14 protein-coding genes are annotated in these 20,743 nt (G+C 55.8%); 4 read left to right on the forward strand and 10 right to left on the reverse strand.

The window, feature by feature from the left end; genetic code table 11:
* Nucleotides 1–75 precede the first annotated feature (75 nt).
* Nucleotides 76–2,295, reverse strand: a complete 2,220-nt coding sequence (locus CJP46_RS20795) for an MMPL family transporter (RefSeq protein ID WP_094597550.1) — start codon at nt 2,293–2,295, stop codon at nt 76–78.
* 328 nt (nt 2,296–2,623) lie between these two features.
* On the opposite strand from CJP46_RS20795, the gene CJP46_RS20800 reads away from it, so the two are divergent.
* Complete coding sequence (locus tag CJP46_RS20800) at nt 2,624–3,184, forward strand: TetR/AcrR family transcriptional regulator (RefSeq protein WP_256992442.1); 561 nt, start codon at nt 2,624–2,626, stop codon at nt 3,182–3,184.
* Between the two features lie 35 nt (nt 3,185–3,219).
* Here the strand turns inward: CJP46_RS20800 and CJP46_RS20805 are convergent, their stop codons facing one another.
* From CJP46_RS20805 to cidR, 6 genes are all read right to left on the reverse strand, one after another.
* Nucleotides 3,220–4,200 (reverse strand): DNA-3-methyladenine glycosylase family protein, encoded by a 981-nt coding sequence (locus CJP46_RS20805; RefSeq protein WP_094597552.1) that lies wholly within the window; start codon nt 4,198–4,200, stop codon nt 3,220–3,222.
* A gap of 211 nt (nt 4,201–4,411) precedes the next feature.
* Nucleotides 4,412–6,292, reverse strand: coding sequence for an ABC transporter ATP-binding protein (locus CJP46_RS20810; protein WP_094597553.1), 1,881 nt, complete (start codon nt 6,290–6,292; stop codon nt 4,412–4,414).
* The gene (locus CJP46_RS20815; protein ID WP_094597554.1) at nt 6,289–8,016 is read right to left on the reverse strand and encodes an ABC transporter ATP-binding protein; all 1,728 of its coding nucleotides are present in this window, start codon (nt 8,014–8,016) and stop codon (nt 6,289–6,291) included. The genes CJP46_RS20810 and CJP46_RS20815 overlap by 4 nt, the downstream gene beginning before the upstream one ends.
* Nucleotides 8,010–8,552 carry a MarR family winged helix-turn-helix transcriptional regulator gene (locus tag CJP46_RS20820; protein ID WP_094597555.1) on the reverse strand — a complete coding sequence of 181 codons (543 nt, stop codon included), beginning with the start codon at nt 8,550–8,552 and terminating at the stop codon, nt 8,010–8,012. The genes CJP46_RS20815 and CJP46_RS20820 overlap by 7 nt, the downstream gene beginning before the upstream one ends.
* 179 nt (nt 8,553–8,731) lie before the next feature.
* Nucleotides 8,732–10,132, reverse strand: a complete 1,401-nt coding sequence (locus CJP46_RS20825; protein WP_094597556.1) for an MATE family efflux transporter — start codon at nt 10,130–10,132, stop codon at nt 8,732–8,734.
* Between the two features lie 277 nt (nt 10,133–10,409).
* Nucleotides 10,410–11,303 (reverse strand): cidABC operon transcriptional activator CidR, encoded by an 894-nt coding sequence (gene cidR, locus CJP46_RS20830; protein ID WP_094597557.1) that lies wholly within the window; start codon nt 11,301–11,303, stop codon nt 10,410–10,412.
* A gap of 155 nt (nt 11,304–11,458) precedes the next feature.
* Here cidR and CJP46_RS20835 point away from each other — a divergent pair, with 155 nt between their 5' ends.
* On the forward strand, nt 11,459–11,830 hold the full coding sequence (locus CJP46_RS20835; protein ID WP_094597558.1) for a CidA/LrgA family protein: 372 nt from the start codon (nt 11,459–11,461) through the stop codon (nt 11,828–11,830).
* Entirely contained in the window at nt 11,830–12,504 is a 675-nt protein-coding gene (locus CJP46_RS20840) for a CidB/LrgB family autolysis modulator (protein ID WP_094597559.1), read from the forward strand. Before CJP46_RS20835 ends, CJP46_RS20840 begins: the two co-directional genes overlap by 1 nt.
* A gap of 4 nt (nt 12,505–12,508) precedes the next feature.
* On the opposite strand, the gene CJP46_RS20845 is transcribed toward CJP46_RS20840, so the two are convergent.
* The 3 genes from CJP46_RS20845 to CJP46_RS20855 form a co-directional block, all read right to left on the reverse strand.
* Complete coding sequence (locus CJP46_RS20845; protein ID WP_094597560.1) at nt 12,509–13,483, reverse strand: Gfo/Idh/MocA family protein; 975 nt, start codon at nt 13,481–13,483, stop codon at nt 12,509–12,511.
* 173 nt (nt 13,484–13,656) lie between these two features.
* Nucleotides 13,657–15,972 carry an ATP-dependent DNA helicase gene (locus CJP46_RS20850; RefSeq protein WP_094597561.1) on the reverse strand — a complete coding sequence of 772 codons (2,316 nt, stop codon included), beginning with the start codon at nt 15,970–15,972 and terminating at the stop codon, nt 13,657–13,659.
* Nucleotides 15,973–16,136: 164 nt separating this feature from the next.
* Nucleotides 16,137–18,344 carry a methyl-accepting chemotaxis protein gene (locus tag CJP46_RS20855; protein ID WP_094597562.1) on the reverse strand — a complete coding sequence of 736 codons (2,208 nt, stop codon included), beginning with the start codon at nt 18,342–18,344 and terminating at the stop codon, nt 16,137–16,139.
* Between the two features lie 502 nt (nt 18,345–18,846).
* On the opposite strand from CJP46_RS20855, the gene CJP46_RS20860 reads away from it, so the two are divergent.
* Nucleotides 18,847–20,691: an LTA synthase family protein gene (locus CJP46_RS20860; RefSeq protein ID WP_256992443.1), complete on the forward strand. Its 1,845-nt coding sequence runs from the start codon at nt 18,847–18,849 to the stop codon at nt 20,689–20,691.
* Nucleotides 20,692–20,743: the final 52 nt, after the last annotated feature.

A 20,743-nucleotide genomic window follows, 5' to 3' on the forward strand; every position in this document is an offset into this window, starting at 1 on the left:
GCTTGGGCAGGTTCGGCGGTTCGAGGCGCACAAATAAAGAGGAGTCCCTGGAAGACAGGAACTCCTCTTGACTGATTAGGACGGCATGCCGGCCTTGGTGTTTTCTGCCTCCGTATGGGAAGACGGCCAGAATGCAAAGCGGCCCAGCAGCGCCGTAATGGCCGGCACGAGAAACGGCCGGACGATGAAAGTGTCCAGCAGGACACCGGCGGCGGTAATAATGCCGAACTGAACCAGCACCTGAATCGGCATCGAGGCAAGCACCGCGAAAGTTCCGGCCAAAATGAGGCCGGCGGAGGTGATAACCGAGCCCGTCTCGGACACGCCTTCCTGGATCGCCTGCTTTAACGGCATGTGCTTCCGTTTTTTCCAGATGCTCGAGATCATGAAGATGTTGTAGTCCTCGCCCAGCGCCACCAGGAACACGAACGAATACAGCGGAATCGCCCCTTGAATCGCGTCCGCGCCAAGCCCGTAATGGATGATGAGCCAGCCCAGCCCGAGCGCCGAGAAGTAAGATAAAATGACGGTCAGAATCAAATACACGGTTGCGGTAATCGACCGCAAATACACGAGCAGGAGCAGCGTAATCATACCGATGACGACCGGAATAATGACCATCGTATCGCGGTCGCCGGTCTCGCGGGTGTCGTACTGTTCGGCAGTTTGGCCGCTGATCCACACTTTATCCGCCGGGGATGCTACTCCCGCCGCCTGAAGAGCCTGCTCTGCCGTGCTCCGCAGATCCGGAATTTGGTCCATCGCTTCGCTGGAATAGGGATTCATGTCGAGCGTTACGTCATACGCGATAATATTCGTGTCTTGGCTGCCCGGCTGTCCTTTCGACACCTCATCCACATACGGCAGCTCCTTCAGCTTCTGATCCAGGCCGTCCGGCTTGCCCTCCGTATCGACCATGATTTTCACCGGAGCCAGCTCCCCGGGGCTGAACTGCTTCCCGATCGTATCGAAGCCTTCACGAGAGGCCATATCTTTCGGAAAAGAAGACATAATATCGTAGGTAAACTTCACCTGGCTGGAAACGGAAGCGAGCCCGCCCAGCACGATCACCGTCACAATGACGATCATCCAAGGTTTGCGGACCACGAGCCGGCTGGCAAACCCGGGACGCTTCGGCTTGCGGGCCGGTACCGGTTTGCCCTTCTTGCGGGCGCGTTCCTCTTCCATCTCCGGCGTGCGGGGAACGAACGGAAAGAACGACGTCCGCCCGAAAATGGCCAGCAGTGCAGGTACCAGCGTCAAGCTCGCGATCACCATCACGAGAATGGAAACGCTGAACGGAACCGCAAAGCGGTGGTATGCTCCGTACTTCGCCAGCAGCAGGGCCAGCAGCGACAGGACCACCGTGAAGCCGCTCATGGCGATCGCGCCTGAAGATTCCGTCACCGACCGCAGCAGCGCCCGGGTCTTGCTCTCTTCTTCCTTCAGCAAATGGCGGAAGTGCGAGATCAGGAACAGACAGTAGTCCGTTCCGGCGCCGAACAGAAGCACCGTCATGATCGATACGGCTTGGGAATCGACGGTGATCCAGCCCTTCTGGGCCATCAAGCCGAGCAGGGGGCTGACCGCGCCATACGCAAAGCCGACTGCGATCAGCGGAATCAACGCCAGGATCGGCGAGCGGTATATGAGCAGCAGGATGACCAGCACCAAAATGACGGTGGACATCAACAGCTTGAAATCCGCGTTCTTAAACAGGCCGGTCGCGTCGATCGAAATGCCGACCGGACCCGTTACGCGGACGCTGAGGTCCGAACCGGAGTTATGGCTTGCGGCGAAGGGATCCTGCCCGGTTTCTTCCGTGATCCCGGATTGGAGCTGCTCCACCCCTTCTTTCAACTGGTCGCTGTCTGCGTCTTTGCGGAACAGCACGGGGGTGACCAGCGTGCTCTGATCCTCGGACAGCATTGCTTTCAGCGCGGCCGCCGGCATTTGGTTAAACGGCGGAACAGAATCCTGGTAAGGAACCGGATTCGTACTCCACTCGGCGTACATCTTCTGCACATGCTGTAAATCGTCGTCCTTCAGCCCGCCTTCACGATGCCAGACCAACAGGGCGGGAACCCCTGCATCAGTGCTGAACTGCTCCTCCGCGACGCGTTCAGCCTGAACCGAAGGCTTGGCGTCGTCCAGATTGGCCGCATTGTTCTGGACCTCTTTGTTGACCATCGGCCATATGGCGCTTAGCACGCCCACGATGATGACCCATACGGCCAGCGTGATCCATTTGCTTCTTTTTCCGGCGACCCATCGCCCGTATCCGGAATCCCCCATATTCTGCTCCTCCCCACCTGTTACAGGTGTCTAAATGGTATAGTATAAGTACATGTTTATGCTGAAAAAATGCGGTTCCGCTGGCTCCGTGATACAATATGGGACAGTACGAACGCGGTCTTTTTCAGCCTCTGTAGACGGCATAAAACCGCAGATGCCAATGAATGGCATATCCGCTGATGCAATGCCACATTAATTATATATACCGGAAGGTTAATTATCAATCAGGATTTAAACACTGGAGGACATCAATATGGAACAATCCCAGGGACAACATCCGATCAAACGCTCCCCGGGCCGGCCCAAACGCCGGCAGGAGGATACCCCCATGAACGAATTCATCTTAAAAACGGCATCCGCCCTGTTCATGGAGTACGGCTATGAGCCGGTCTCGCTGCAGCAGATTGCCCAGGTGTGCGGCGTAACCAAAGCTTCCATTTACTATCACTTTGAAAATAAAGCCCAGCTCTTCACGGCGGCCGTCACCGCCATGATGCAGAAGGCACGCAATGCCTCCCTGCGGATTATGCAGCAGGATAAGCCGCTCTACGACCGGCTTGTGGAGCTGGCCGAGAACAAGCTTCGTTTCCCGCACGGAGACTTTGAAACGATCATGCGCGATGCCAGCGCATCGCTGGCGCCCGAACAGCTGGAGGAAATTCGCGTCAGCGAGGATCAGATTCACGACGTGCTGACCGTCAGCTTCACCGAGGCGATTAAAAATGGGGAGGTGCGCTCCGCACACCCGCTGCTCATGGCGCACACGCTGGCGTCCATGCTGATGATCGGCAACCGGGAGATCGCCAGGGAGTTTGCCCCCTCCGCGGGCGATCTGGCCCAGGAGATCATCAACATGTTCTGGAACGGCGTCGGCATGCAGGAAGCGTAGCGTAAGGTTTGGCCGAAGGCGGCTTTAAAAGGATTTTACGTATGTTCTTCCGACGCTTGTCTGGCGGATTTGCCGCGGGTCGGCCTCTTCTGCTCCTTCTCCTGCTTCTGCCGCAGCTTCCACTCGTCGAGCCAAGCCCATAAGTAGTAAGCGGCGTAGCTTCGCCACGGCGACCAGTCGCGGCTGATCTCCATCATGAGCGAAGAGGCTGGCTGGCTGTCGAAGCCCCACAGCAGCTTCATCGCATTCTTCAGCCCGATGTCGTCGGCCGGGAAGAAATCGGTTCGGCCCACGCTGAAGAGCAGGAAGCACTCGACCGTCCATTTGCCGACGCCGCGGATCGGGAGCAGCCGGTTGAAAATTTCTTCGTCCGCAAGGTCCGGCATGGCGTTAAGGTCAAGGGAGCCGTCCGCTACCTGCCGCGCCAGACCGGTGATGTACTCGGCTTTGCGACGGCTGAACTGCAGCGGCATCAGCTCATCCGGGTCGAGCGCGGCCAGCGCCTCCGGCTTCGGAAAGCTGTAAAGCGTATGGTCCCCAATCGCCACCGGAGTGCCATACTGCTCGGTGATCCGCGAGACGAGCGAAGCCGCAAAGCTCAGGTTCATCTGCTGACCGATGATGGTCCGCACCAGATTTTGAAACAAATTCGGCTCCAGCAGTATTTTCAATCCATGCAGCCCGGGAAGAATCGGACCGATAACAGGCTCATTCTGGAGCTGCGCATAGAACGGCCTCAGATCCACATGGTTGGACAGCATTTTGCCAATATACCCCCGGATGGCGTCGGTTTCCTTCGGACTACAGGCCTGCAGCAGCTCCAGCTCTGCCGCCGGCCCTTGATCGGTCTCTACCAGGGTCACGGTGACCGGAATGTCTCGCCCTTCGACCGGAACCACTTTCGTGAATGCTGGATATTCCGGATGGGCCAGTACGAGCCGGGGATTTTGCCCCCTGACCGCAACCATGGTTCGTTCAATGCTGAAGGGTGTGAGAAGCGGGATTGTTTCTTTCATGTACCACGTACCTCCTGACTCCTAATGTTAATAAAGCGTTCGCCGCAAGACGTTTCTGCGGTTTTCATTCCTGAATGAACTTATATGTTCAATATTGACAAACACACGTTCGATATTCAAGCATGAATTTCCAATATTCAAAAAAAGAGCAGCCGTCATGGCTGCTCTTTTGAAATGCGGATGTAATCGTTACGGGTGCTCGCTTTCCCCCTCAGACAACCTCCTGAATGCTTCCGCCGGTAAACTGGCTGTTATACAGATCGGCGTAGAAGCCGCCTTTGGCGAGAAGCTCCTCGTGGTTGCCTTTCTCGATCACGCTGCCCTGGTTCATGACCAGGATCAGATCTGCGTCGCGGATCGTGGAAAGCCGGTGGGCGATGACGAAGCTCGTTCTGCCCTTCATCAGGTCGTTCATCGCCCTCTGAATGTAGACCTCCGTCCGGGTATCGACGCTGCTGGTCGCTTCATCCAGGATGAGGATGGACGGGTCGGCCAGAATAGCGCGCGCAATGGTCAGCAGCTGCTTCTGCCCTTGGGAAATGTTCGACGCTTCTTCGTTCAGCACGGTGTCATAGCCGTCCGGCAGTGTCCGGATGAAGTGGTCGGCATGAGCCGCCTTGGCCGCCTCGATCACTTCTTCATTCGTGGCGCCGGCCCGGCCGTAAGCGATATTCTCCATGATCGTCCCGTTGAAGAGCCAGGTATCCTGGAGCACCATGCCGAAAATGCTGCGCAAATTGCCGCGCTTCAAATGGGTAATGTTCACGCCGTCGATGGTGATCGCCCCGCCGTTCAGCTCATAGAAGCGCATCAGCAGGTTGATGAGCGTCGTCTTGCCGGCTCCGGTCGGCCCGACGATGGCAATCGTCTGCCCCGGCTTCACGTCGATGTTCATGTCTTCGATAAGCATCGCGTCTTCTTTATAGCCGAACCGAACATGCTCAAACTGCACGGCACCTTTCGGATTGTTCAGGACAGCAGCATCCGCCGCTTCCGGCACTTCTTCTTCTTCATCCAGCAGCTCGAACACGCGCTCCGCCGAAGCGATGGTGGACTGGATGATGTTCGCGATGTTGGCCGTCTGCATGATCGGCTGGGTGAACTGTCTGGCGTACTGGATGAACGCCTGCACATCCCCGATCGTAATGCGGCCGTGGGTGACGAAGATCCCTCCGACCACGCACACCAGCACATAGCCGATATTGCCGATAAACATCATCATCGGCATGATGATGCCGGAGATGAATTGGGCTTTCCAGCCGGAGCTGTACAGCTTTTCATTGATTTTGTTGAAATCTTCGACGGACTCCCGCTCGCGGCCGAAGGCTTTCACGATTTTGTGTCCCGTATACATTTCTTCCACATGGCCGTTGAGCTGTCCCAAAGACGCCTGCTGGGCCATGAAATGCTTCTGGGAACGGGAAGCCACCGCTTTGATGACGATGAAGCTCAGCGGCAGCGTTACGATCAGAATCAGCGTCATCCATGGACTGATCGACAGCATCATCACGATGACGCCGACCAGCGTCACGATGGACGTGATCAGCTGCGTCAAGCTCTGCTGCAGCGTGGTGCTGATGTTGTCGACGTCGTTGGTCGCGCGGCTCAAAATTTCGCCGTGCGTACGGGAATCAAAATACTTCAGCGGCAGGCGAGACAGCTTCGCGTTGATCTGCTCCCGCATATCGTACACGACCTTCTGCGCCACGCCGGCCATCAGATACTGCTGAATATAGCTGAACGCCGCGCTGAACAGGTACAGACCAATAAGAATCAACAGAATCTGGGTAATGTAGGTAAAATCTATTCCGGCTCCCGGCGTCCCCTTCGCCATCGCGAGGACGCCTTCCAGCAGTTTGGTGATCGCTTTGCCGAGAATTTTCGGGCTCGCGATGCTGAACACCGTACTGAGAATCGCCGTCAGGAAAATAACGATCAGCGTCCCCCGGCGCGGCCGCAGGTACCCTACAAGCCGCTTCAGAGAGCCCTTAAAGTCCTTGGCCTTCTGCACGGGCATCATTTGGCCGGGATGGCCGCCGGGATGCCGCGGTCCTCCCGGCCGAGGTCCGGGTCTTCTTGCTTGCTCACTCATGCGATCTCCTCCTCTGACAGCTGTGAGGATACAATTTCGCGGTAAACGTCGCTGGTTTCCATCAGCTCACGGTGGGTGCCGATGCCGGCGATCTGCCCTTCGTCGAGGACGATGATCCGGTCGGCGTCCATGACCGTGCTGACCCGCTGCGCTACGATCAAGACGGTCGCGTCCCGCGTCACCGGCTTCAGCGCGCTGCGCAGCTTCGCATCCGTCTTGAAATCGAGCGCCGAGAAGCTGTCGTCAAACGCATAGATTTCCGGCCGGCGTACCAGCGCCCGCGCAATGGACAGGCGCTGCTTCTGACCACCGGACACGTTGTTTCCGCCCTGGGCAATTTCCGACTCAAAGCCGTCTTTCATATTCAAAATAAATTCGGTCGCCTGGGCGATATCCGCCGCCTCGCGGATTTCCTCTTCGGTGGCGTCCTTTTTGCCGTAGCGGATATTGTCCGCAATCGTTCCGGTAAACAACAGCGCCTTCTGCGGCACGAAGCCGATCTTGACGCGCAGCTCCTCCTGCGTCATTTCGCGGACGTCAACCCCGTCGACCAGCACACTGCCTTCCGCTACATCATAAAAACGCGGAATCAGGCTGAGCAGCGTCGACTTGCCGGAACCGGTGCCCCCGATAATCGCTGTAGTTTCCCCTGGCTTGGCGGTGAACGAAATTCCCGACAGCGCCGGCTGCTCCGCGCCCGGATAGCTGAACGTCACGTCCCGGAATTCCAAATAGCCGCGGGCTTCCTCAGGGGATTGCGCATAGGCCGGATCATCGATATCCGGCGTGATGCTGAGCACCTCGTTAATCCGCGCAGCGGATGCGGAAGCACGCGGAACCATGACGAAAATCATGGAGACCATGATCAGGGAGAACATGATCTGCATGGCGTACTGGATAAAGGCCATCAGGTCTCCGACCTGCATATGCCCATGGCTGATGCGCAGTCCGCCGAACCAGACGATGGCGATGGTCGATAAGTTCATAACGATCATCATGATCGGCATCATGGCCGCCATGATTTTGTTGACCCGAATCGCCGTGCTGGTCAGATCGTAGTTGGCTTCCCGGAAGCGCTCCTGCTCATGCTGAATCCGGTTGAACGAACGAACAACCCGGATCCCGGTCAGGTTTTCGCGGAGCACCCGGTTCAATTTGTCCAGCTTGACCTGCATCGCCTTGAACAGCGGCAGTCCCTTGCCGGCAATCAGAGCGATGGAGCCTGCCAGCACCGGCACGACAACGACGATGACCAGAGACAGCTTGGCGTCCTTGGACACTGCCATAATGATCCCGCCGATACACATCATCGGCGCGCTGATCATCATCCGCAGCATCATGGTCAGCACCTGCTGGGTCTGGGCGATGTCATTGGTGGTGCGGGTAATGAGCGAAGCCGTACCCAGCTTGTCGAATTCCTGCAGGGAGAAATTCTGGACATGCTGGAATACCCGGCTGCGCATCGATCTGCCGAAGCCGCCAGCCACTTTGGCCGACAGGTAGCTCGCAATAATGGAGCAAATTGCTCCCCCCAAAGCTACGGCCAGCATAAAGCCGCCGATTTTCCAAATGTAAGGAATGTCTCCCTCGATGATGCCCTTATCCACGATGTCCGACATCAGCGTCGGGAGATACAGGTCCGACATGGACTGTAGAAACACAAGCACAAATATGAACAGGATCAGAAGCCAGAATGGCTTCAATGAACGAAAGAGCTTCAGCATGTTGGCACTTCACCTCCATCCGATGAATCATTTTGCGTTTTGCTTTCATAATACTTATAAGCCTTGGTCAGCAGCTCGGACAGCTTCTCGCTCTCCTGGATGCCCAAGTGATCGACAAGCCCCTTGAAGGAATGAATTGTCGCCTTACGGGCTTGTATAATCGCTTCCCGCCCCTCTTCGCTAAGCTTGATCCGAACCACCCTTCGATCCGCCTCATCCGGCGTCCGTACGATCCATTTCTTCTTCTCCAGCGCTTTGACAAACTGCGTGACGGTCGGAGAAGTGACCCCCAGCATCGCACTGATCTCGGACACCTTCAGTCCCGGGCTATCCGGCTCGACATGCCGCATGAGTAGAACCATCAGACCCATCTCGCTCATTTTCAAGCCTTCGATCACCCGGTGCCGAAACTCACCCCTGTTAAACCTCATGACCGACTGGAGCAGTTGAACAACGGTTTCGTGGTGCTGATCATGCTCCTGCGGTTCGGTACCCTGACAGAGGGCTTTCTGACGGTTGTTATCATCGTCGTTCATGACGCAAATAGTCCTCCTTTCCCCAACTTGCTATGAAGGATGCTATCCTGCATAAAAAAATAATTAGGTTACCAATTAAATAGGCAACCTAATTATATGGCCTTTCTGATTTATATGTCAATTAAAACATATCTAAAAAAGTCCAACATATCAAGTTCATATCTGAGGCTTTCTTTAATTCAATCTAACCAGTTGTTTTTGACGGCCGATCGATGATCGGCTGTGCGTGCAAGATCAGGATCCCGCAGCAGACGTTTCATCGTCACCGCAAACAATATGCAGCAGGTGACGGCCGCGCAGGCGTCAGCAATCGGCTCGGCCATAATAACGGCGTCGGCTTTGGGCGATATGAACTCCGGCAGCACAAAGACCAGCGGAATCAGCAAAATGATTTTACGCAGAACGGCAATAAAGATGGACACCTTGGCCTGCCCAAGCGCAAGAAACATCTGCTGCAGCGCCAGTTGAATGCCGTAAATGCACGTACCCAGAAAAAAGATCGGCATCAGCCTTGCCGTCAGCGCGATCAATTCAGCCTGATCGGTGAAGATCATAACGGGAACCCGCGGCAAAAATACCGCCACCCCCCACATGATGAGGCCGAGGACGCCGCAAATGGTCGTGCTTATTCGAATCGCCGCCCGCACCCTTGCGTAGTCTCCGGAACCGTAATTGTAGCCGATGACCGGCTGCGCTCCCTGTGCAAAGCTGGATAAGGGCAGGGAGAACAGCTGCATGAGGCTGGTGAGGATGCTGACCGCACCCACATACAAATCGCCGCCATACTTTGCAAGGGAAATATTAAATACGATCTGGATCAGGCTTTCGGTCGACTGCATGATAAAAGGGGAAAGCCCCAGCGCAAGTATGCGGCATGCCATCCTGGAGTTCACCCGTAGATTACGGAGCCGAAGGCGTAGATGGCTGTGCCTGGAAGTAAGGAACCACAGCACCCATAAAGCAGACACAGTCTGGGAAATGACGGTTGCCAAGGCGGCTCCGCGAACGCCCATATGCATCGGAAATATAAAAAGGGGAGCCAGGATGGCGTTCAGCACAGCTCCGGCACAGACCGTAGCCATTGCCGTTTTGGCAAAACCCTGGATCGATATGAAAGAATTCAGCCCCAGGGAAAAGAGCACGCTGACCGTTCCCAGCAAATAGATGCCCATATAATCACTGGCATAGGGCAGTGTTTTACCGCTCGCCCCAAAGGCGATTAACAAGGGACGGTGAAAGCACAGCAGCACCGCCGTCAGCATTCCCGAAACGAGCAGAAGCATCAGGCAGCAGCTGCCGAGCAGCTTCTCCGCTTCCTTCCGGTTCCCTTCCCCCAGCTTCATGGAGGCCAGCGGAGCGCCGCCCAAGCCGATGAGGGCCGCAAACGCCGAGATGGTCATGATCAACGGGAAGGCGATGCCCAGTCCGGTTAATGCAAAGGTGCCGCCACCCGGCATCCTGCCGATCAGCATCCGGTCGACGACATTGTACAGCGCGTTGACGATTTGAGCCGCAATCGCTGGAAGTGCAAGAGACAACAGCAGCTTGGGGATATTCCCCTCGGCAAACCGGCTGCTCATTTTATCGTTATCGATCGTGAATCAGTCCTTTTCGCTCGTTATATTCAGTAGAAATGCGCATTTCCATCTTTCATTATATCAGACTGAAATCGCATGAAAACACGAGTTTTAAGGTGTCTGCACGGTCGTTCAACCACTACAAAACATTAATTTAATGAGGAGATACATATTGAAGATAAAAACGCCACACAAGGGAAAATACAACGGTCTGAGAAGGTGTGTAAAATAGCGCCTTTCTTGTCTGCCTCATGAAAATATCACGCACCCGTATGACCGGCTACTCCCTGTCTTCCATTAAAATCCCCTGCGTAAACGCGATCCATTCCCGCGCGGCATAGGACAGGTAACGGTCCCTGCGCCAGATCATCCCCAGCTGCCACGGTATGACCGGTTCCACCAGCGGCATAATCCGGATCCGCTCCCGGTTGATTTCCCGGCAGATCGTTTCCGGCAGCAGAGCGATGCCCAAATTGGCAGCGACCATGCCGCTGATCAGATCCCATTGGGAGCTTTCGTAGACGATATGCGGCTGGAAGCCGACCTTGACGCACTCCGTGATGATCCGGTCGTGCAGCGCAAAATCCTCCCGAAACAGCACAAAGTTCTCTTCCGCCAGATCGGCAAGACCGGCGCACTCGCGATGCGCAAGGCGGTGAGAGGGATGTACCAGCAGCATCAGGTTTTCCCGGACGAACGAAAACGAGTGGAACAGCGAATCATCGGTCGGCAGCACCACGACGCCAATGTCGAGCAAACCGCTCTCCACGTCAACCTCCACCTTTTTGGCGCCGTCCTCGAAGATCTGCATCGTCACCTGCGGATACCTCTGATGGAACTGCCCAATCACTTCGGGGAAAAAACTCGATCCGACCATAGGCGGAAGCCCGAGGCGGATATGGCCCTTCTTCAGGTTTTTCAAATCACCGAGCTCGGAGGACAAGCTCTGAAACGACTTCACGATCGGCTGAGCTTGCTCGTAAATAATCCGGCCGGCATCGGTCAGCACCACCCGTTTGCCTGAACGGTCAAACAGGGTAACGCCAAGTTCCTCTTCGATGTTGCGGATCGTTTTGCTGATCGACGGCTGCGTGATGTAGAGCGATTCCGCCGCCTTCGTAAAGCTTTGCAGCCGGGCGACCTCCATAAAATACTGTAATTGGCGGATGTCCATACGTCGTTCTCCTTTTCCTTGAATCCACTGCGGTGGATCCACTATCTCCTTACCATAGCCAATTGGAATGGTATCCATTCGATATATGCATTTTACCTATGAAAATGAATGCTGTAAAATTTTCATTATCAATGAAAGGAAGGCGAAAACAATTGATGAAGCATGCCGTCAAAGGGACCGTACAGATCGCCGTTTTAATGCTGTTTTCATATGCGATGAACCAGCTGGCCGGTCTGCTGCATCTGCCGGTGCCGGGCAGCATTCTCGGAATCATCGTCTTGTTTCTTTTGCTCGAATCCGGTGTCGTCAAGCTCAAATGGATCGAAGTCGGAGCGAACTGGCTGCTAGCCGAGCTCTTGCTATTCTTCATCCCGGCCGCCGTCGGTGTCATGAAATATTTTTCAATGCTGGAGAGCGACGGGGTGAGAATCCTGCTCGTCGTCATTTTCAGCACGGTTGTGGTCATGGCCAGCTCCGGCTTAACCGCCGCACGTATTGCCGAACATAAAGAACGGAAGGTGTCATGATGATCGGTCTCATCTGTCTGCTGCTAACCCTCGGGATCTACATGGCAGCCAAACGATTGTATAAGCGGTATCCCAGAGTCTATCTGTCGCCGCTGCTGGTGACGCCTTGCGTCATTATTATTTTCCTGCTGTGCACCCATATTCCTTATGAACATTACAATGCCGGCGGCAAATGGCTGAGCGATATGCTCCAGCCTGCGACGGTCGCCTTTGCGGTGCCGCTCTATAAAAATTTCAAGGTACTCAAAAAGCACGCCGTCGAAATCGTCGTCAGCGTGCTTACCGGTTCCTTCATGGCTATGATCTCTTCGGCGGTGCTCGCCAAAGGGTTGAAGCTGGACACTTCATTGGTTACCAGCCTAATCCCCCGCTCGATCACGACGCCGATCGCCATGAACGTATCGCAAGTCATCGGCGGGGTGCCGAACATTACGGCGGTCTTCGTCATTATGACCGGTCTGCTCGGCTCCGTGCTCGGGCCGATGATTCTGCGTCTCCTGCGGATCGAGAACGAAATCGCCCGCGGCGTGCTGCTCGGCACGAGCGCCCATGGGACGGGAACGTCCGTGGCCTTCGGCTTCAGCTCGATGAGCGGAGCGATCTCCAGCGTCTCGATGATTCTGGCCGCCCTATTCACGCTCGGTGCGGCGCCGCTGCTCATGCTGATGTGGTAAAGGGTCAGAGTCGGACCGGCTTGCCGGAAGATGCCGATGCCAAAGCAGCACAAGTCACGGCCTGCGTCAGACAAGCATCTTCATAACTCGAAAGAATACGGGAGCGGTCTCCGGTGCGCAGCGCATGGAGAAACGCTTCCGTTTCGCGTACATAGGGGCTCCCCTTCTCCGCATATTCCGTCGTAACACCGGGCCCCGCCAGCTGCAGGCGCTGCGGGTTCCAATCGACGATCCCGCGGTCCGTGTAGAATGTCAGTCCCGTCTGGCTTAGCCCGCCGCCTTCCGGCAGGACGCAGGTGTTGGAGATGTTCGCCACCACGCCGCTCGCCATGCGGAGCGTGACCGTCCCCACGTCGGCGACCTCCACCCCGTCCACCTGGCTCCGCTTGACCCGGTCACCGTAAAGCGCATACACTTCTTCCACTTCACCGGCCGTATAGCGGAGCATGTCGACCATATGCGTCGTTTGCTCGATGAACTGCCCGCCGGAGCCGTTTTGCCGTCTCCACCAGGACACGCCCGGCATGCTGTCCATCCACCGCCCCAGCACCATACCGGTCGTATGGTTCGAAAGTTCCTCTTTCAGCCGTGCTGCATTGTGCTGATAACGGAAATGGTAGCCCACCGACGTCAGCAGTCCCGTCTCCCGGATTCGATCCAAAATTCGCTCCGGCAGATCGGTATCAAGCCCCAGCGGCTTTTCCACCAGAAACGGGATGCCGCGCTCAATCAGCTTCATTTCGATTTCACCATGTGCCATCGGCGGCACGCAGATATATACCGCATCCAGCGGCCCGGCGTCCAGCATGGCATCCAGATCCGCATACCCCTCTGCGCCGTAGCGCCGTGCCATCCGGTCTGCTTTCTCCAGGCTTGTCCCAGCAACCGCCGTCAACTTCACCCCATCCATCGCCGCCAAGTTGTCGGCATGTACACCGCTGAACCATCCGGTTCCGATCAATCCGATACGAAGTGTCATCCTGCACGATCCCACCTTTATCCTGTTTTCTCCACTATACGGGCGGGAGTCCCGTTTGGCTATGATTTTGTTCGGAACATACGCCACCCGTGATCCCTCCTGTTCGAAGACATCAACCCCCACTGGACCAAGCCGCGCCGACGGACCCTTTCGTTGTGCCAGGACGCGTCCTCCTATGGTCTCCCGACGCTGAACCCCTTCCACTCGTCCGGAAGCAGCCCCTGATAGTGCCGCTGGAGAAAACGATCGTCGACCAGCACCAGCACGCCCTTATCCTGCTCGGAACGGATCAGTCTGCCTCCCGCCTGCAGCACCTTGTTCATTCCAGGGAACACATAGGCGTAGTCATAACCGCTTTTTCCGTGTTCATTGAAGTAGTCCCGGATCAGGTTACGTTCAAAACCGAGCTGCGGCAGGCCCACGCCGACCACGACGACGCCTCCCAGACGGTCCCCCTGCAGGTCGATCCCTTCGGAGAAAATGCCTCCGAGCACGGCGAAGCCGACGAGCGTATCGGCATTGTCCGCCTGGAACGCCGCGAGGAACCGCTCCCGCTCCTCCTCGGCCATTCCGGTATCCTGCACGATGATGCCAACCTCCGGATGCAGCTCCGCAAAAGGCTCGACCACCATGCGCATATATTGATAAGAAGGAAAAAAGACCATGTAATTCGCTTTGCGCTCCGATATGAGGCCGTGCAGCAGCTTCACCAGGGCGTCCCGGGTATCGTCCCGGTCCCGGTACCTGGTGGATAGCGGCTCGATGCGCACATCCAGCTGCTCCCGGCTGAACGGCGACGGCACGGACAAGCTGTAGTCCTCCTCGCCGGCGCCCAGCATGTCCCGGTAATAGGACAGCGGGGACAGGGTGGCTGAGAAGAACACGGTTGAGCGGAAGCCTTTTCCTGCTTGGGCAAGCAGGTAGGACGGATCCATGCAGAACAGCTTCAGCACGCAGTCGCTGCCGCGAATCTCGGCATAAGTCAGAAAGCGTTCATCATACAGCTTGGCGATCCGGTTATAATGCTGCGACGCAAAATAGGCATCCAGCAGCTGCTCCTGCAGCCCGGGGTCGCCTTTGGGAGCCAGCAGCTCCCGCTCGGCTTCGGCGATGAACAGCTCCAGCCGCTCCACCAGCTCCCGGGGCTGTTCCTGCCACAGCTTCTGGCGGGTTTCGCCCAATTCTTTTTTCAGCTCGATAAAAAACTTGTTGACCGCATCCGCCGCCTTCTGAATCCCTGCATCCACGCCCTTGTATCCGCGCTTCAGCTCGAGAAATGCAGCCTTGCCGATCTCGGCCGAGAACATGTCCCGCCCCCGGTCGACGAGGTTGTGGGCTTCGTCCACGAGCAGCACCGTCTGCTTCTTCTGTTCCTCGGGCAGCCGTTTGAACGAAACCCGGGGATCAAAGATGTAATTGTAGTCGCAAATAACGGCATCCGCCGCATAGGCTGCGTCCAGCGAAAACTCAAAGGGACATACCTGGTGCTTACGCGCGTAACGCTCAATGACGGCACGGTCCATCACCGTTTCCTGGGACAGCATGTCCAGAATCGCCCCGTTGACCCGGTCGTAGTAGCCGTCCGCAAACGGACAGGCATCCTTCCGGCAGACCGTCTCCTCCTGGAAGCAAACTTTGTCCTTGGCCGTAATCGTCACCGTTTGCATCCGCAGTCCTTTGGCCTGCATCAGCGCTAAAGCCTGCTCGGCGGCCGTTCGGGTGATCGTCTTGGCCGTCAAATAAAAGATTTGCCCAAGCAGTCCCTCCCCGATCGCCTTCACGGACGGGAATAGCGTGGACATCGTCTTGCCGATCCCCGTGGGGGCCTTGGCAAACAACCTCCGTTTCTCCTTCACCGCCTGATAGACCGCCCCCGCCAGCTTGCGCTGGCCCTCCCGGTAAGCGTCGAACGGGAACGGCAGTGCGCGGATGCTCTCGTCCCGGAGACGCGCATTCTCCAGCCGGAGCGCGGCATATGGGGTGTAAACGTCCAGCACCCCTATCATAAACGCCTCCAGCTCCGCCAGCGTCAGCGTCTGCCGGAAACGGCGCTCCGTGCCGGTACGCGTCTCCACATAGGTGAGCTGGACCGTCATCCGTTCCAAGCCGTGATCCATAGCGTATATATAGGCGTAAACTTTAGCCTGTGCCCAGTGAACGGGCTGTCCGTCCCCCTCCATCGCATCCAGGCTCGCAGAGGTCGATTTAATCTCATCGATCATCCAGCCTTCATCCGTTTGGATCAGGCCGTCGCATCTTCCCTCAATGACATAGGTCAGGTCCCCGTACGAGATTTCCCGCTTCAGGAACACTTCCTTCTGGTCGCCTTCCCCATAGGTTTTCTGCACCTGCTGGTGAATTCGCGTGCCTTCGACCATGGCGGTGGCCGACCGGAATCCGGAATCTATTTCCCCGCTCGAGAAAGCATATTCCACCAGCGGCCGGACCGATATTCTGATCTCCGTCCGCTCCCGGTTTTCTTCAGACATAGGATCACCCGTTCCCCTTGTTTTTTCCATCATACCATAACTCTCGCAGGCAATCCCAATGCTCTATCCACTAAAAAAAGCCCGTGCCGCCTTGCTAAGGGGCACGAGCTTGCCTGATGAACTTATTCGGAAGCGGCGGGTCACACCACACCACCGTCCTCTCGCTACCTTCGCCGCGTCTCGGTCAGACGGAACTGGTTCACCAGCTGCAACAGCGATCCGGTGATGGATTCCACATTCTCCGATGTGCCACGGACATGCTGCATATCCTCCTGCAGCTCCTGCAAAGTTCCTTCGACCTCTGCCGAGATGCTGCGGTTTTCGATGCTGACGGCAGCTACCTTTTCCATCAGCTCCACCACTTCGCCGACCATTTTTGTCTTGAGGCTGTCCTGACTGCTCGCCTGCCCAAGCATTTCGGAGGCCGAAGCGACGATTCTCGTACCTTCCTCCACCGCTCTGCTGCCTTCGTCCATGGAGGCAAAGGCTGTCTCCACCTGCCCGCCGATCTGCTGCAGCGTCCGCTGAATCTGCTCGGTGGAATGCCGGGTAAGCTCGGCCAGCTTGCGGATCTCCCCCGCTACCACCGAGAAACCCTGACCGTGCTCGCCCGCTCTCGCCGCTTCGATCGACGCATTCAGCGATAACAGGTTGGTCTGCTTGGAAATGTTCTCGATCGCTGTCAGCAGCCCGGCAATGTCCCGGGTCGTTTCCATAAACGTCCGGATCGTCCGATGACTCTCCTCAACCTTGTCCTGGATACGCTTCATCTTGCCACCGATGTGCTGCACTTCGCTTTGCGCCACCGCAATTTGCTGAGCGGCCGCCTCCTCGATTTGCCGCAGGGTGCCGCTCATTTCCACCGACACGTCCTTGGCCACGTCGATATCCTTCAGCTGGCCGCGGATGCCGCGGATCATGCTGTGGACCTTCCCGCTCACCCGCTCCGTGGAGCTGACGGTGGATTGGGCCGTTGCGTGCTGTACTTGCTGGCTGTCCTGAACGTCCTGGGCCGCCTGCTTAACCTGCAGCATAATGCCTTCCAGCGCATCGATCATGCTGTTTACCCATTTGCCGAGCTCCTTGGCCTCGTCATCCGCAAATTCGCGCAGGTCCAGCCGCTGCGTCAAATCCCCCTTGCCCTCAGCGTTGATCCGGATAAACCGGTTCAAGCTGCGGAAATGCTCCGCCGTCCGCCGTGTGCCCCTGCGTTCAAGAATGGAGACCGCGACCCAGCCGCACAGCAGGTTTGCCGCCAGAACCGCGATCAGCCCCGTGACCAGCGGCAGACTCCGGGCCAGCAAACCAAACAGGAGACCGTTCAACACCAGGGCCGCCAAGCCTGTCATCAGGTGCATCTTCCTCATTTTCCAACCGAAGCTCCGGAAGCGGTACACTTCCTCCAAATCCCCTTCGCACATCATCCCCCATACGTCCGGACAATGCGGAAGTTGAAAGGTAACCCCCTTACCGATAACCGGGATGTGCCTGTAATCTGAATATCCGGGAAACTCCACAAACAGATTGCTGCCGTTACGAATCGTGTTCGCGACCCCGGGATGCAGTTCTCCGGTAGCCGGGTCTTTGAACACCAGCTCCAGCTCAGTATGGTTCTTCACCTGTACCGTCCCGTAGTCAGTCCGCACCCCGTCTTTCAAATTATCGCCGTGCGTAAAGGTAAAGTCCTCGAAGCGGCTGCGCGACAGCGCCGTTCCAGGTGCGATGTTCTTATTCAGCCCCGGCTTGGCCATGAATATGTAGTTATCGCCAGAGTCAGGATATACATGCCCTTGCTCCCGTTGGATCAAGTCGCCCAAGACATCGTTCGGAACCCGGCCGCACAGCGCCCCTTTCCACTGACCGTCCTTCATAACCGGAAAAATAAACATCAACGTCATTGCGTCGTGAAACGCCGACGTGCTCGGACCGATCTCCAATGTGGCCGGGTCGGAATAGGGACCGTACAGGCAAGGACTTCCTTGCAGCGTATGCTGCAATCCTGCCGTCAGTAAACCCTCCCGGCTGCAGCTCCCCCCGATGCGGGACGGATCGGTGGAATACACCACCTTCATGTCCTCACGGATCAGAAAAACTTCCGAGAAGTCGGCACCCCTCTTCATATAGGAAGCGAACAGCGGCTCCAAGGCAGCAGCTCCGGCAGCATCCTGAACGATATTGGCGTCGAACGAGACAAGCTGTGCGCTCAAACGCTCCAAATGGGACCAATACTCCGTAACCCAGCTCTCTAATATCTGTATACGATTCTGGGCGATCCCTTCAAAAATGTCCTCGATATCCTCTTTCAGATGACGGTTTAAGCGGTACGACCACCAGAGCGGCAGACCCGTTTTGAAACCAAGCCAATCAAACATCCCCCTCAACCCTTTCAGTAGACATAACATTACATGTCATATTATTTAACATTGTATGGCTTTCGCACATTTTACCTAAAATGCAGGACCTTATCAATGCAATATTTTACAGTTATTAGGGGGTTATTGACCGGCGGGAAATATGCGGGATTTACCAGGGTTTAACGGGGGAAGTCGTGATGTTACAGCTCAGCCCGGCTTTTGCCAACGGACCGGATTCCGGACGTTTTCGGAGAATGTTGCAGAGGAGTGGCGGAAGCGGTTCATTTACTTCCCAATATGGTAAATGATAACTAGAAATGACAAGGATTCGCCTTTTGACATCTTTCTGAGCCGAAGGCATAATAAACCTATTGCCCTCGATTCCATGCGACAAAAGGGCCCAAGCATCCGCAGGATACTCATTTTTTTGCGCAATCATCCAGCTTTTCGCGCGATATACTCAGCTGTCCGGCTTATATCGGCAGGTCAGCCCGTCATTAAAAGGAAGGAAGTTGGTAATGTGTCTTCACTTCGTGGATTTCTGCGAAAACCGTTTGTCTTATTCACCATTCTTTTACTTTTAAAGGGATATTTGGCATGGGCCGTTACGTTTAATGACCTGATGCCCTGGAAACCCATCATTACCGAAATCCCGTTTATTTGGCTCGTTTTCTGTCTGATTGAGTGGTTTGCCGGCAAGCGAAAATTCGGCGCTTATGTCATCGCCAATCTGCTGCTCACCACGATCTTTTTCGCCGTCATTATGTATTTCAAATACTACGGTGTCATCGCAACCTACCACGCCTTGGAGCAGGTCAACCAAGTCACGGCCGTCCGCAACAGCGTCTTCTCGCTGATGGACCCATACTATTTGCTGATCTACGTCGATATCGTCGTCATGTTTATTGTCATGCTGCGCGGCCGCAAGGCACGGGAATGGAGGGGCCAAACCCACCACCGGACTCGCCGCAGCGTCGTTACCGTGCTGTTCATCTTGTCCCTTGTGGTTTGCCTGTTTAACATCGTTCCGAACCGGGCCAGCATGAACGAAATCAAAAAAGCCCAGCAAATGGGCATTTTGAATTATGAAGCGTATACGATTTTCTCCAAGAAAAAAGAGGACAACGTTCCGCTGAACAGCATTACCCAGGCTTCGATCGATGAGCTCAAAGGCATCAACAAGACCGATCAGACTCAGCATTTCGGCGACGCCAAAGGCAAGAACGTCATTATTGTTCAGCTGGAATCGTTCCAAAACTTTCTGGTCAACCTGAAGATCGACGGCCAGGAAATTACGCCCAATATGAACAAACTGGCCAAAGGGCAGTATTACTTCCCGAACTTCAACCAAATGGTCGGGCAAGGCAATACGTCGGATGCCGAATTCGTCGTGAATACCTCGTTCTATGTGCCGCCGAGCGGGGCGGCCACGCAAAACTACGTCGACAAAAAGCTGCCGAGTCTTCCGAGGCTGATGGAGAGCAACGGATACACGACCGCGACTTTCCATACGAACGACGTGGAGTTCTGGAATCGCGGGGAGTTGTACTCGTCCCTTGGCTTCCAGCATTATTACGACAAATCCTTCTACGGCGACGAGGACTCCTTCTTCTTCGGTCCGTCCGATGAAGTGCTGTATAAGAAAACCGCCGTAAAATTGAAGGAAATGGATCAGGAAGACAAACCGTTCTACGCCCAGGTCATTTCGATGTCGGCGCATCACCCGTTTACGATACCGGAGAGAAAATACCACATGCAGCTTCCTGAGCGGTATGACGGCACGTTTGTCGGGGATTATATCCGCGCCCAAAATTATGCGGATTATGCGCTGGGTCAGTTTATCGATGACCTGAAGAAAAACGGCCTCTGGGACGACAGCCTCATCGTCATCTACGGCGACCATATGGGACTGCCGCTGTACTCCCTGGATCGTGATGACAAAGAACTGATGAAGGAAATTTACGGACATGAATATTCCTATTCGGATATGATCAACATTCCGCTGATTCTGGCGGGCGGCTCGATTCAGCAGCCGGAAGTGAACAACACGGTGGGCGGACAGGTCGACATCCTGCCGACCGTCGCCAATCTGACGGGCGTTTCCGTCAAAGATCATATTCATTTCGGGCAGGATCTTTTAAATCAGAGCTATAATTTGATTCCCGAGCGGTATTATCTGCCGACCGGTTCCTTCCTGACCGGCAATGCGCTCTTCGTGTCGGGAGCCGGATATGAGGATGGCGCGCAGTACCCGCTGAGCGGCCGAACCTCGGTGGACGGTGGCACCACGGAAGACGAATATAACCGTGCGCTCAAGCTCCTCAATCTGTCCGACAGCTACGTGAATCAGCAGCCGCTTAAATAGAGTAACGACCGCATGATATGAAAGCCTTGCCTGTAAAATTACGGGCAGGGCT

The organism is Paenibacillus sp. XY044 (genome assembly GCF_002257645.1).
Taxonomy (GTDB): domain Bacteria; phylum Bacillota; class Bacilli; order Paenibacillales; family Paenibacillaceae; genus Paenibacillus_AQ.

Bases quoted from the DNA above. Each gene is read 5' to 3' on its own strand.
- CJP46_RS20795 (WP_094597550.1), bottom strand. From the start codon at position 2,295: ATGGGGGATTCCGGATACGGGCGATGGGTCGCCGGAAAAAGAAGCAAA.
- CJP46_RS20800 (WP_256992442.1), top strand. From the start codon at position 2,624: ATGAACGAATTCATCTTAAAAACGGCATCCGCCCTGTTCATGGAGTAC.
- CJP46_RS20805 (WP_094597552.1), bottom strand. From the start codon at position 4,200: ATGAAAGAAACAATCCCGCTTCTCACACCCTTCAGCATTGAACGAACC.
- CJP46_RS20810 (WP_094597553.1), bottom strand. From the start codon at position 6,292: ATGAGTGAGCAAGCAAGAAGACCCGGACCTCGGCCGGGAGGACCGCGG.
- CJP46_RS20815 (WP_094597554.1), bottom strand. From the start codon at position 8,016: ATGCTGAAGCTCTTTCGTTCATTGAAGCCATTCTGGCTTCTGATCCTG.
- CJP46_RS20820 (WP_094597555.1), bottom strand. From the start codon at position 8,552: ATGAACGACGATGATAACAACCGTCAGAAAGCCCTCTGTCAGGGTACC.
- CJP46_RS20825 (WP_094597556.1), bottom strand. From the start codon at position 10,132: ATGAGCAGCCGGTTTGCCGAGGGGAATATCCCCAAGCTGCTGTTGTCT.
- cidR (WP_094597557.1), bottom strand. From the start codon at position 11,303: ATGGACATCCGCCAATTACAGTATTTTATGGAGGTCGCCCGGCTGCAA.
- CJP46_RS20835 (WP_094597558.1), top strand. From the start codon at position 11,459: ATGAAGCATGCCGTCAAAGGGACCGTACAGATCGCCGTTTTAATGCTG.
- CJP46_RS20840 (WP_094597559.1), top strand. From the start codon at position 11,830: ATGATCGGTCTCATCTGTCTGCTGCTAACCCTCGGGATCTACATGGCA.
- CJP46_RS20845 (WP_094597560.1), bottom strand. From the start codon at position 13,483: ATGACACTTCGTATCGGATTGATCGGAACCGGATGGTTCAGCGGTGTA.
- CJP46_RS20850 (WP_094597561.1), bottom strand. From the start codon at position 15,972: ATGTCTGAAGAAAACCGGGAGCGGACGGAGATCAGAATATCGGTCCGG.
- CJP46_RS20855 (WP_094597562.1), bottom strand. From the start codon at position 18,344: ATGTTTGATTGGCTTGGTTTCAAAACGGGTCTGCCGCTCTGGTGGTCG.